At 47.6% G+C, this 13,189-nt stretch carries 12 protein-coding genes; 3 read left to right on the forward strand and 9 right to left on the reverse strand.

The genetic code is table 11. The features are described 5' to 3' along the window. Positions 1-27 precede the first annotated feature (27 nt). Entirely contained in the window at positions 28-507 is a 480-nt protein-coding gene (bfr, locus tag ICL80_RS04380; RefSeq protein WP_194214897.1) for a bacterioferritin, read from the reverse strand. Positions 508-587: 80 nt separating this feature from the next. On the opposite strand from bfr, the gene ICL80_RS04385 reads away from it, so the two are divergent. Together ICL80_RS04385 and ICL80_RS04390 are read left to right on the forward strand one after the other, a co-directional pair. Beyond that, positions 588-1,247: a glutathione S-transferase gene (locus ICL80_RS04385; protein ID WP_194214898.1), complete on the forward strand. Its 660-nt coding sequence runs from the start codon at positions 588-590 to the stop codon at positions 1,245-1,247. Positions 1,248-1,302: 55 nt separating this feature from the next. Then, positions 1,303-1,725, forward strand: coding sequence for an OsmC family protein (locus ICL80_RS04390; RefSeq protein WP_194214899.1), 423 nt, complete (start codon positions 1,303-1,305; stop codon positions 1,723-1,725). 29 nt (positions 1,726-1,754) lie between these two features. Here the strand turns inward: ICL80_RS04390 and ICL80_RS04395 are convergent, their stop codons facing one another. Next, positions 1,755-3,536, reverse strand: a complete 1,782-nt coding sequence (locus ICL80_RS04395) for an aminopeptidase P family protein (protein WP_228073811.1) — start codon at positions 3,534-3,536, stop codon at positions 1,755-1,757. A 144-nt stretch (positions 3,537-3,680) separates the two neighbouring features. Between ICL80_RS04395 and ICL80_RS04400 the strand changes: the two genes are divergently transcribed. Continuing rightward, positions 3,681-5,759, forward strand: coding sequence for a S9 family peptidase (locus ICL80_RS04400; protein ID WP_194214900.1), 2,079 nt, complete (start codon positions 3,681-3,683; stop codon positions 5,757-5,759). A gap of 16 nt (positions 5,760-5,775) precedes the next feature. On the opposite strand, the gene ICL80_RS04405 is transcribed toward ICL80_RS04400, so the two are convergent. From ICL80_RS04405 to ICL80_RS04435, 7 genes are all read right to left on the reverse strand, one after another. Beyond that, entirely contained in the window at positions 5,776-6,213 is a 438-nt protein-coding gene (locus ICL80_RS04405; RefSeq protein WP_194214901.1) for a TIGR01244 family sulfur transferase, read from the reverse strand. A 32-nt stretch (positions 6,214-6,245) separates the two neighbouring features. Continuing rightward, positions 6,246-6,872, reverse strand: coding sequence for a DNA-3-methyladenine glycosylase family protein (locus ICL80_RS04410; protein ID WP_228073812.1), 627 nt, complete (start codon positions 6,870-6,872; stop codon positions 6,246-6,248). Beyond that, complete coding sequence (locus ICL80_RS04415; protein WP_194214902.1) at positions 6,869-7,840, reverse strand: ATP-grasp domain-containing protein; 972 nt, start codon at positions 7,838-7,840, stop codon at positions 6,869-6,871. The genes ICL80_RS04410 and ICL80_RS04415 overlap by 4 nt, the downstream gene beginning before the upstream one ends. Beyond that, entirely contained in the window at positions 7,837-8,913 is a 1,077-nt protein-coding gene (gene pseI, locus ICL80_RS04420) for a pseudaminic acid synthase (protein WP_194214903.1), read from the reverse strand. The genes ICL80_RS04415 and pseI overlap by 4 nt, the downstream gene beginning before the upstream one ends. A gap of 104 nt (positions 8,914-9,017) precedes the next feature. Next, a complete protein-coding gene (locus ICL80_RS04425) occupies positions 9,018-10,724 on the reverse strand; it encodes a serine hydrolase domain-containing protein (protein WP_194214904.1) in 1,707 nt (568 codons plus the stop codon). 40 nt (positions 10,725-10,764) lie between these two features. Then, positions 10,765-11,613, reverse strand: coding sequence for a MipA/OmpV family protein (locus ICL80_RS04430; RefSeq protein ID WP_194214905.1), 849 nt, complete (start codon positions 11,611-11,613; stop codon positions 10,765-10,767). Positions 11,614-11,762: 149 nt separating this feature from the next. Further along, on the reverse strand, positions 11,763-13,133 hold the full coding sequence (locus ICL80_RS04435; RefSeq protein ID WP_194214906.1) for an MATE family efflux transporter: 1,371 nt from the start codon (positions 13,131-13,133) through the stop codon (positions 11,763-11,765). Positions 13,134-13,189: the final 56 nt, after the last annotated feature.

Raw genomic sequence — 13,189 nt, forward strand, 5'->3', positions numbered from 1 at the left:
CAGCCATAGCAATTTTAAGACCTGAGCTTAGTCTTCTGCGGCAGGGGTTTGGAGCTGTACATAGTTCTGAAGCCCCATTTTCCCGATAAGGCCAATTTGGGTTTCGAGCCAGTCTACGTGTTCTTCTTCTGATTCAAGAATGCTTTCAAACAACTCTCTTGATACATAGTCACGGACTTCTTCACAGTGAGCAATCGCGTCTTTCAGATCGCTGTGTGCGGTCATTTCCATTTTCAGATCACATTGTAGAATTTCTTCAACATTTTCACCGATCATCAATTTACCAAGGTCTTGCAAATTGGGTAGGCCCTCTAGGAAAAGGATACGCTCAATAAGTTCATCGGCGTGTTTCATCTCGTCGATAGATTCTTCGTATTCTTTGTCGGCCAGTTTTTTCATGCCCCAGTCTTTTAACATGCGGGAATGCAGAAAATACTGGTTTATGGCTGTTAGTTCATTCTTGAGAACTGTATTAAGGTGGGTGATAACCTTAGGGTCACCTTTCATGGGTCTCTCCAGTTTTGCTTAGGTTGCACAAGCTTAACAAGTTGGAGCTGTATTGTCACTCGTTAGAAATGCTAATAGGTATGAATTTAGAAATTCCAATTTTATATAGTTTTAGGCGCTGCCCCTATGCCATGCGCGCACGGATGGCCATTTGGTCTAGTGGATATGTTGTGGAACTGCGAGAGGTTGTACTGAAGGATAAGCCGTCAGAGCTTGCTCTTGCATCAGCAAAAGCTACGGTGCCGGTTCTGGTACTGTCGGGCGGCACTGTGCTTGACGAAAGCCTTGATGTTATGGTCTGGGCGCTGGGCCAGAATGACCCTGCTGGTTGGCTCAGGGATGAGCCGGTTGTGGGCGCAGATATTAATGAGCTGATCAGAAACTGCGATACTGATTTCAAACAGAACCTAGATCGATATAAATACCCGACAAGATATGAAAATACTGATGCCCTGTGGCACCGCGAACGCGCTGTTGGTTTTCTTGAACACCTTGAATCAAAGCTACAGCAAAACTTATATCTGTACGGTGATGTACCGTGCCTCGCTGATTATGCGGTTATGCCCTTTGTTCGACAATTTTCGGGTGTTGAAAAAGTGTGGTTTGAGGCTTTGCCGTTAAAGGCGTTGCACCGCTGGCTACAAGAGTTACAAAATAGTGCCCCCTTTTTGGCTGTGATGAAAAAATATCCCCAGTGGCACGCCGGAGATGTGCCAACGCTGTTTGGTACTAAAGACTGATTGATGAAGACAAAATGCCAGTGTAAAAGGCGAAGATCTACAGAAAGAGGAAAGTATGGCGAATAAAGCGCGAGTAAAATGGGCCGGTGACATGACCTTTGTGGGTGAATCGCCCTCCGGACATGCGGTTGTTATGGATGCCGGTATAGACAATGGTGGCCGTAATCATGGTATTCGCCCAATGGAAATGTTGCTTCTTGGCCTTGGGGGCTGCTCCAGTATCGACGTGTTAATGATTTTAAAAAAGGCGCGTCAGAATGTGGTGGATGCCTGGGTTGAGATCGATAGTGAACGTGCGGCTGAAGCACCCAAGTATTTTACCAAAATTCACATGCATTTTGTGATTAAGGGCACAGACATTGACCCGCGCCGGGTTGAACATGCCATTAAGCTGTCAAAAGAAAAATACTGTTCCGCATCAGTGCAACTTGGCGCCCTTGCTGAGATCACGACTGATTATGAAATTCAGGCAGCATAACAGCCGCCTGATCTCTGCTATACTATATGTTAAAGAGGGCTGGTTGCATGGCGCAGCCAGCCTTTTGTGTTTTCGTCCACAATATCGACAAGCTTTTCATAAACGTCTGCATGGTAGGCATTTACCCATGTGCGCTCGCGGTCATCCAGCATCGATACGTCAATCAGGTTTTGGTCAATAGGCACAAATGTCAGAGTTTCAAACTCCAGCATTGTGCGTTCTTCAGTTTTTGCTGAGGCTTTAACCAGAACCAGATTTTCAATGCGTATGCCGTATTCACCTGATTTATAATAGCCTGGTTCATTTGACAGGATCATGCCTGCTTCCAGTGCGACCGGCGAACCCAGTTTTGCAATGCGCTGTGGCCCCTCGTGTACGGCAAGAAACGACCCAACGCCGTGCCCTGTGCCATGGTCATAATCAAGGCCAATGTCCCAAAGAGGTCTGCGGGCAAGGGAATCGAGGGCCATGCCTGCGGTACCTTTTGGAAAGCGTGTTGTCGCAATCGCGATATGGCCTTTTAAAACCCGTGTAAACCGGTCACGCATTTCAGCGCTTGGCGTGCCCACCGCGACCGTGCGGGTAATGTCGGTTGTACCGTCTAGGTACTGCGCACCGCTATCAACCAGATAAATGCTATTCATTTCTAGTTTGCGGTTTGTCGCGGCATTAACACGGTAATGGACAATGGCGCCGTTTGGCCCGGCGCCGGAAATCGTTTCAAAACTGCGGTCTTTAATCAGCTCGCGCTTTTGCCTGTACTCCCACAGTTTATCGGCGGCGCTTAGTTCATCAACACTACCCGTGGGTGCCGCTTTTGATAACCAGCACAGAAACTCAGAAACAGCGGCCCCGTCTCTTATATGGGCATTTCGGGTGCCGTCTTGTTCCACGGCGTTTTTGATTGCTTTGGGCAGAATACAGGGGTCTTGGCCTTCAATAAGGAGGGCACCTGCGCTGCGTAGTGTTTCAAAGACTTTGGCATTATTGGTGCTTTTATCCACAAGAATCGTTTTGCGTGCCTGCCCCAAGGCCGCTAGATCCTTATAAAAGGCTTCCCTTGGCTCAATACGCACATGGTTACCAAGGTGTAGCCTTAGAGTGTTATCGACTTTGCGGGCATCGGTATAAAGAGTAGCGCTTTCATTTGCTTCAAGGATTGCAAAGGCATGGGGTACAGGGTTATTCAGCACATCCTTGCTGCGGATATTGAAGGCCCATGCAATACTATCAAGCATGGTAATAACGGCGGCATCGGCACCGCATTCTTGCAGGTCTTTAGCAATTATTGCACGCTTTTCTTCAGCAGCTTTACCAGCATAGTTTAACGGGTGTGGATAAATGGCAGCAAGCGAAGGTTCTGGCCTGCCTAGCCATGCGGCATCTATTGGGTTTTTTGGCACGGCAACCAGCGTGTGCCCTTTTTTTGCAAATGTTTTTTGGGCATTGTCTACCCAGCTAATGGTTGCGAGTTCTGGGTCATAGCCAATTTTGGCCCCTTGCGCGGCGTTATCCTGTAACCATTTGAGCATGGGATATTCTTCAAAATGGTGTCGTTCAAACAGGGTGCCATCTACTTCTGTTTTTACCTGTAGTGTGTAGCGGCCATCAACAAAAATAGCAGCTTTGTCCATCAGGATAGCAGCGTTGCCTGCAGACCCACCAAAGCCCGTTAGCCACTCTAGGCGCTGGGCATAGTCGCCGACATATTCGCTCATATGTTCGTCAGTTAGGGGAACGATAAATCCATCAAGAGAGAGCTTTGTGAGCTGTTCACGTAGGGCGGATATATGTTGTGGATTTGTGGTCACTGAAAACTCTCCCGGTTGTTAGCTATCTTACTTGGCAATAGTGGCCTATTTTATCAAGTATAAAACCAACTTAAAGAGAGGGCTTTACAGCGCGCCCATGGGGCTTTACCACTCTATTCAATAAAATTGTTGGAAGTTTGACACATGTTAAAGTCCCCTGCTGATACTAGTTTTCCCCTAGCAGCACAAAAGCCATATAGCGCGACACATCATGGCCACACCCGCACAGACCCGTATAACTGGTTACGCGACCAAGGCTACCCAAATGTTGAGAATGAAGAGATACTGTCATACTTGAAGGCAGAAAATTTTTATTTCGATACCGTAATGAAGCCCTATGAAACCTTGAAAGAAAACCTGTTTCGGGAAATTAAGGGCCGTATAAAAGAAGACGAACAGGGTGTGCCGTGGCAGGACGGCTTATATGATTATCGCTGGGCCTATAAGAAGGGTGCGCAGTATCGTACGTGGTATTATCGGCCTCGCAGTGCAGATCCCTTTACAAACGACGGTTGGCAGCTTTTATTTGATGAGGTGCAGGAAGCGGAAGGGCACGAGTTCTTTAAACTTGGCGTGCTCGCCGTTAGCCCGAACGGCAAATATCTTGCCTTCAGTGTTGATACCAATGGTTCAGAGCGTTTCACTGTCTTCATTCGAGATTTGCAAACGGGCGAATTGATGCCCGGCAGTATTGAAGAAACATCTGGTGAAGTTGTTTGGAACAATAAAAGTACTGCGTTGGCGACAGTTAAGGTTTCAAAAGAATGGCGGCCTTATAAGGTTATACGCAAACGCCTAAAAGGTAGTTCGGAACAACTTTTATTTGAAGAAAAAGACACAAGCTTTTTTGTGCATATTCATGCGACAACATCTCATAAGTACATGATTATACGGTCGGCAGACCATGTAACGGCAGAATCCCATATTATCCCGCTTGAGCGCCTTCGTGATATGCCGGTATGTTTATTCAAACGTAAAACGGGGCATGATTATTACGTAGATCATGGCGGTGGTAATATTTATATCCGCTCGAATAAAGACCAGAAAAATTTCTGTATATACTGGGTCATGGAAGAGGAGCCTAATTCGCCTTGGCGCATGTTGCTTGAAGGCAGCGACACCAGATACATTCACGGCATGCAGGCGTTTGCCTCTTTTGTTGTGCTGGAAGACCGGATTGACGGGCAAGACCAGATTTCTATTCTCAAAGGTAAAAAATGTGCCCAGATCAAAATGCCGGAAGATGTTTTTGAAGTTGGCATAGGCCATAATGCAGAAGCGGATCAGCCTTTTGTTCGGCTCGTTTACAGTAGCCTTATAACGCCGCCAACTGTGTTTGATTATATGCTGGAAACCGAGGAGCTGGTCGTTCGTAAAGAACAGGAAATTCCGTCTGGTTACGATAAGGATAATTATCGCTCTGAGCGCTTGATGATCGAAGCCCGCGATGGTGCCCGTATTCCTGTTAGCATAGTGTATCATAAAGAGTGGCAAAAAGATAAAGGCAACCCATTGCATCTATATGGTTATGGTGCCTACGGCCTTGGTATGAGCCCGTCTTTTTCTGCCGCTCGGTTATCACTTCTTGATCGTGGTTTTGCTTATGCTATCGCCCACATCAGGGGCGGAGATGAAATGGGTTATGGTTGGTATGAAGCAGGCAAACTTAAGAAACGCACAAACACTTTTAATGATTTTGTAGATTGTGCCCGTGCGCTTACTCGTAAGGGGTATACAGAAAAAGGCGGCATCACCATTTCGGGTGGTAGTGCAGGCGGCGAACTGATGGGTGCAGTTTTAAATCAGGCGCCAGACCTTTTTGCCGGTGCTGTTTTGCACGTGCCGTTTGTCGATGTGCTTAACACCATGCTGGATGACAGCCTGCCACTCACACCGATTGAATGGCCCGAGTGGGGTAACCCGCTTAAAAGTCGTAACGATTACGAAACGATTTTAGCCTACTGCCCATATAGTAATATAGAAGCAAAAGACTATCCGCCCATGATGGTAACTGGCGGGTTGAATGACCCCCGTGTTACTTACTGGGAGCCTGCAAAATGGACTGCAAAACTGCGGGCGACAAAAACAGATGATAACCTGCTTTTAATGAAGATAAATATGGGTGCGGGCCACGGCGGTAAATCGGGCCGATTCGAACGTTTTTATGAAATTGCAGAAGAATACTGCTTTTTGTTAATGTGTTTTGGCCGTACAGAAAAATAACTTTAGCAGGCGCAGGTTACTCTGCGCTTGCGCGTAAATGCTCTAGTGTTGGCACCATGCCGCCTAAATCATAGCCAGCATCAGCGGCTTTTGCGACAATATCGCTAATGTTTCTGTCTGAACTTTTTGCCTCTGATAGGCCCCACAGTGTGCACGAGCGTGTGCCAGAGCGGCAAAAGGCTAGGGTTTTGCCGCTATCAGCCAAAGCTGTGGACGTATTTATTATGGCGTCCATTGTAAGCTGACCTGAGATGATGGGTATATGTAGCCAGCGCAAGCCTTTTGCCTCCGCATAAGCTTGCAAGGTATCATTCGTGGGCTGCCCCGCTTCTTCGCCGTTTGGCCGGTTATTGATAATAAGGGTGAAACCTTCCTCTGCCGCCCTGTCGATGTCACTTTGTGTAATTTGAGGTGCAACAAAAAGGGTTTCTGTCACGGCGCGAAAGTCAGTCATTATGGTCTCCGGTTCTGTCAGTTTGGGCGGCGCTATAGTGGCGCATTTGAATAATAATGCCAAGCAAGAAGCGCCATTGCACTGCGATGCGGGCGCCATTTGTCTCCTATAATCTGGAGCTGTTTTTCTGTTGGTCGTTCGGTGTGGTTTATAATGCGGCCAATACCGGCCCTGACGGCCAGATCGCCAACTGGCCATATATCAGGCCGCCCCAGTGAAAACATCAGATACATGTGGGCGCTCCAGACTCCAAGGCCTTTGACCGAGGTGATCGCCGCAATCACATTCTCATCCGGCATTGCGGCAAGTGCTTCAAGATCAAGTGTGCCGCCTGTTACGTGCTCACAAAGTGACCTGAAGTAAGCAATTTTCTGCCGTGACAGGCCTGCGACTCTTAAAGCTTCATCACTGATAACCGCATAAGCATCTGGGCTGGCATTTTCACCCGCAAGCGTTTGTACCCGCCCCCAAATTGTGGCTGCAGCCTTTACGGAAAGTTGCTGCCCGACAATAACTTTTAAGAGGGTTGTAAAGCCTTGAGGATTAGTGCGCTCGCTTGGGTACCCAACTGTATCAAGGGCGGTGGCTACATGCGTATCAGTGCTTGCAATAGAAAGCAGGCTCTCTTTGATGGCAGCAGTATTTAAGATGAAATTCACGTATTGATGCCTGCCGCGCTATTCCCGGTATTGGTATATATATCCATACTATAGCGGTTAGATTGTAAGCCTATTGTGATGGGTCGTTTTCGTGCAGCCTCTTCTGTTTCACCGCGCACCATTTCAACAAGCCGAACAGGAGATGCAAGCCCTCCCGCAATGCTGAGGTTGGAACAGCCGCCAAAACGCGGGTTTATTTCAATGAGGTGAATATCGCCAGCAGCGCCAACAAAGGCTTGCGCTAGATTGTGGCCTTTTAGTCCAAGCTTCTGGCAAATTTCAAGTGTCATGGCTTCAAGGCGTGGCATATCAACAATTTCAGAGCGCCAGCTTTCGCCGTTAACCAGCCTTTGCCGGTGCCGCACAACTGCTTGCAGCGGCATGCCGTCAAGATCGAGCAATATGTCACAGCTATATTCATTATCCGTGCATAGGGGCTGGCAAATATAATGGCTACGATCCAGTCCTAAGTGGTTCCATGCCACCATATTGGGGACTTCGTAAGCTTCCTTGCCGTTTGCTGTGTTAATAGCCCTTACAAAAAGGGGAAAGTTATTTTCCATTTGGGGGTCAACAACAGGCAGAACGGGGTATCCCTCTGCCACGCAAAAGCTATGGAAAAGCCTTTTATCAAGACAGGTGTGCAATGCTTCACTATCAGGCAGGGGTAGGGCAGTACCAAGTGCAGCTAGGTCAGCTTTTATATCTACAAGGGCTTCCAATTCTGCATCACGGGTTGGAATGATCAACCGAATTTTATGGGTTTTGCATATTTCCAGAAGGCGCTTTTTATAGGCGGGGTTATCGTCGCGGGGCAGGGCTTCAAACATGTCGACAAAGTGCGCAGCGCAGCATTTGGGGTCCATGTCTGTGCCCACAATAAGGCCGCCGTATGGGCGTACAGCATCTTTGAAAGCTTGCACAAGCTGTACTTTTGCGGAAATACTGGTGATCAGAATGTTCATCATTCTTTTGTACCCACCCTCTCAGCTTCCTCTATGAGATTCCAGCTTAGCGGGGTGCCAGCCTTTACGGTCTCGCGGATTTTTTGCCCCATTACATCCTTTAGGTAACGCGTGTGCAGGCCGCCAGCGGGCCGAACAGAACGAACCGCTGTTGCATCCAGAACATCGCCTTTTTTCAGGTTTCGGGTAATATAAAGGGACCGCCTGAAACGCAGGCTATCGCTTTCTGAAGCTACTGGGCCAATCTGTACCTTTCCAAGCGCGCTGTGTGCTTCGCGGCAGGCACGCACCATATCTGCAAATTCATGTGGTTCGAGCGAAAAGGCACGATCTACAGCATCAGACTGCCGGCTTAGACACAGGTGCTTTTCAATGATAACGGCACCGAGCGCAGTGGCCGCAACCGGTACGGCAATGCCCATGCTGTGGTCCGATATACCGATAGGCAGATTATATTTTGCTCTGAGGGCAGGCAGTGTTTGTAAATTTGCTTCGTGGTGGGGTGTTGGATACCCACTAATACAATGCAACAAGGCTATAGTATCGGCGCCCGCTTCCTTTAGCGTGGCTATGGCTTCATCCACTTCTGCTTCTGTCGCCATGCCGGTTGAGAGAATAAGCGGCATGTTTGTTGCGGCAACTTTTTGCAAAAGCGGAATATCAACCAGTTCACAGGACGCAATTTTATAAGCCGGACACGAGAGGCTTTGCAGTAGGTCAACCGCAGTCGCATCAAACGGGGCGCTGAAAGCGGGTATCCCGATTTCGGCGGCTTTTGCAAATAGTGCCTGATGCCACGCAAAAGGGGTTTGTGCTTTTTTATAGAGGTTATAAAGCCGTTCGCCCTTCCAAAGGTTTTCATGCACGATAAAAGCTTCTGCGTCACTATCGAGCGTTATGGTATGGGCTTCATAGGTTTGAAATTTCACTGCATCTGCGCCGGCACTATGTGCCGCTTTGATCAGTTCAAACGCGGTTTCGAGGCTTCCCATATGATTGCCAGAAATTTCGGCAATGATATAAGGCGGCTCAATAGCGTTTATAGTCCGGTTTGAAATGCTATAGCTTTCTGGCATCGCGCATCTGTTTGATAATGGAACCTAGCCCTTAAAGTGTCAGACTTATCAGTTAGTTGCAAAGTGATTTTAATAAGACAGCCGTAAACGGCTTATTTTGCCAGTTAAAAATTACCAGCTACACCCCATGCTACCAGAATAATAAAAAGCCCAAGAGCAGCAACACTCACAAGGCAAAGGTGTAGGGGCACAAGCAGTATTGAGAAAGGCCCTGTTGGCATTTTTTGTTTTCTGGCAAACGACAGTGTGAAAAGGGGTAAGCTGAGGGTTAGGGCAATCCCCGCGTTTAAGAGAATACGCCACAAGGTTACAAGGGCGGGCATATCCCATAAAAATACAACCTTGGGCCATAAATAATATTCGGCAGCTACCCCAAAAGTGATCAACAGTGTACCCAGTAGCCCGGTCAAGCCCATGCGGCGCCAGGCAGTATGGCGCTTTCTGAAAATATAAATACCTGAGGATAGAAGCAGCAGGAAGAATGGGACTACAAGGTCCAACACCAGCCTTTTGTCGCCAATGAGGCCGACAAAGCGGTATAAGTGATCGTCCAGCATCATATAGCCACCTTGCTTGTAGGGACTGAAGCTAATGGTGTTGCCTTTGGCATCTACATAATAAAGCGGTGCGACTTTGCGAAAAACCCGCGGCGCAGGCACTTCTTCGGTGTTTTCTTTTGAAACTATTAGGGTCGTGCCATCTTTGCTATCTGCTAGCCTTATCGTGCCGTAGCGTATTTGATGCAGTCTCGTTTGTAACCACTCCGCTGGCGCTTCGGTAATGGTGTAAAGGCCATTGATCCGGGTTTTGCTTGTAAGTGCATTGGTGTCGGATGCCTCACTGGTGGGATTTGGTGCAAGCTTGCTATTGGCAAACTGAATAACATCTGCGCGAAAGCCTTCTGGATCAGTCCCAAAATAAGCAAAGCCGATATTTTCGGCTGGAAACACCATTATAGAGGTGTTGCCGTAAGGGGTGCGAAAAAGCTCAAACCAGTGTTGATGGCTGGTGGTGTGCAAACCAAGGCCAAGGGTACGGGATGGCCCCATAGGGTGCATGCGCCAGCTTAAAGTACCGGTTAGTTGTTGGTATAGTGTCGAGTCTAGAAAAGGTGCAGTGTTATATGGTGATCTATTAGTTGCTATTATGCGCGTAAGGCTTGCGAGCAATTGCTCCGTGCCTTTAAGGCCGCGCAAAAACAAAAGCGGGTTTTTAGCGTCAATTACTTTTAAAGATGTGATGGGCAGCCCTAGGGGTAACAAAAGTGTATCATCAATAATCTTTAGAATTGGTTTACCGGTTTTTTGCTCCAGCAAGCGAATAAGAATAGCCCAGCCCACAGGATCATGGTGGGCCATCTTTCCGGCCGAGCGTACCTCGCTTGCATAAGATTTTAGGTTGGCTGCTGAATATATTACAGGAGGCACCGCAAAGCCTGCTGTCTCTGTCAGGAGGTGTCTCGGTGTTATGGCTACCTTGAAAGGCTGATCGTCAAGAAGTGTATTTGGCGTTTTTGCAACGGCTTCATCAAGGGTTAGGATACCATCTCCTGCAAGCCGCAGTGTAACAAGGGTTAAAAGCAGTTTTCCTACGCCGCCCATGGCATGATAGGTGTTATCCTTTATGCCCACTGTTTCTTGATCTGTTATATAAAAACCCTCATGGGATACAATTTTTTGCCTAAGGTCTGAGGGTAGCGTGAGGGCAAAATCCTCTGCAAACACTACTTCTGTGTGAAGCAGTATGAACGAGCTCCAGAGAGCGATGATTTTATATAAAAGCGCTTTTTGCATTATGGGGCAGTTAAACACTAAAGCGCGTTACCCCGCAATCAAATGCAGCACTTCAATGTTAGAAATTATAGGCAATGCCAGCGCCTGCTACCATCTGTGCCTTTGAACCACGATCATTTGTAACGAGGGGGCTGTCCGCAGGGCTTCCTAGAATGCGGCCATAGGATAGCAGGCTGAGAACGCGAACTTTCTCAGAAAGGGTTAAAGAGCCAACAATGCTGGCGCTGACTTCAGAAAAACCTGAGTCTGCGTTGAAGGCTGCTAGGCCATATTCTGAGCTTGCTGATTGTTGCGGGGTAATACCAAATATGGTTTGCGCACTTTTGTCAGAAATCCATTTTGCTCTGCCGACCAGCATGGCAACAAAATTATCTTTCCTAAAAACACCGTGTCCGGCTGTAAGGCGTACACTGCTACCAATACCAGCACCAAGGCCGTGGCGGTACTCAGCAGAAAGTAAAGCTGACTTTGTTTTCCAGTGCGCAAAGACACCAACCTCAAATGTATCGCTAATATCGCCAATACCTGCAAGGACCGGGTTGTTTGATTCGTCGCGGCCAAAACTGAGAGCAAGAAGGGGACCAGCTTCGAAGTTGCCATTTTCATAAGCTTTAAATGTCAAAAGGCTACCATTCAGGCGCCATGCATCCTTGTAGCGAATATCAATGAGAGGAACTATCCGGAAGCGGTAATTGTCTGAGCCTGTGTAATCAGGTGTAAAGCCGAAACCAACACCAAGGCGCGCATTTATTTCATCTGGGGCTACATCGTCTGGCCAAATTAGGTCAAGACCGCTTTGAACAGCCTCTACTGCATTATTGAAAGCGTCTGTTACAAAGGTTTGGGCTGATGCTGGGGAAGCAAATGCCACTACCGAAAAAATGGAAAGGGAAATATATTTTATCACGTTTCTGCCCTGTATGCCTGATGTATCTATAGCTGTATAATACTATAGTTAGTGTCGGAATAATGGCAAAATGGTGCCTTTGATTTTATGAAAATACTATCCCTTTTTGAGGGTATTGTATAAATTTTCCATCAGTGTGGCATATTTTCCTAAAAGGAACGGCGCATCAAAATCCAGAAGCGGGCTATTTGCAGCGCAAACGCAACAATAACACCAATCAGCATACCCATGATAAGGCCTTTAAGCCCCATATCTGCTTTAAAAGCCAGTAAGTAGCTGAAGGGAAGCATAACAAGGATGAAAGAAAAGCTTTGTAAATATGTCGGCCACCAGGTTTCTTTAAGTCCGCGCAGGACAAGCGACGCTACCATCTGAGAGGCATCAAACACCATTCCAACGGCATAGATCAAAGCAATAGGCAGTAGAATTTCGATGATCCGGCTGTCTTTTGTGAAAATCGCTAATATTTCAGCATTTTGAAAATAGATAACGAGACCCAATATCCCAGCGAATACAAGATTTAGAAATATGCCTACACAGCCTGCTAACAGGATGTCTGCTTTGTCGCGGCGTGAGAAGGCAATACCCACCCGCACAGTTGTCGCAAAACCGATACCAATGGATATCATTAGTGGCAGGCCTAGCATCTGCGATGCCACACCGTGGGCAGCAAGGGGAACTGTACCAAGCCAGCCCGCAAAAACAGCCAGAGCTGCAAAAGCAATAACCTCAGCAGCGAGTGATACGCCAGAAGCATAGCCAATTTGACGCTGGTCAGACCATTCGTTCCATGCTTGGCCGTGAGGGCTTCGGACTGCAAATTTTCGCAGGCTTGGTGCGTTCCAAACATAAATGAGGGCGGTAATCGCCATAACCCAGCGTACAGCTGTGGATGCCCACGCAGAACCCTCTGCGCCCATTTCCGGCATACCAAAATGCCCAAAAATAAGCATATAGTTCAGGGCTACATTTATGATATTTGCAAACAGCATTAAGTAAAAGCCTACTTCGGCGCGTTTTACGCCTTCCATAAACATAGTGCAGGTAATGAAGAGCATATGGCCCGGCATGCCAAGGGCCAGTATTTGCACCAAGTGGCCGCTGGTGGCCGCATTTTCAGGAGTTTGGCCCAGAAGAGTAAGCCAGTATTCTGCAGGCCATGCAACGCCAATAAGAATAAGACCTATAAGCGCTGAAAAAGGTACACTGCGTCGCCATACTTTGCCGGCTCCGATAAAGTCGTCTGTCCCATAAGCATTTGAGGTATAGACAATAATGCCAGACACAAGCCCAATCCCAACAACAAGCGAAAACATAATAACAGACTGGTTGGCAAGGTTTAGCCATGCCAAATGCTGGGTCGCATAATGCCCGACCATTGCGGTATCAACCATGCCGAGGCCCAAAATGCCAATACGCATAAGAACTGTGGGTGTCGCAAGGCGGAACAGCTCACTGAAATGGCGCTGCAGGCGTTCTTTAAGCCAAGCCCTGTCATGGTATATTTGCTGTGCTGTCATTGTCTAAGCCTTTATTCCTGACTGAAAGTTCAGTTTTTTGGTTCCTGCACTTGTAT

This window comes from Kordiimonas pumila (assembly GCF_015240255.1).
Lineage (GTDB): Bacteria > Pseudomonadota > Alphaproteobacteria > Sphingomonadales > Kordiimonadaceae > Kordiimonas > Kordiimonas pumila.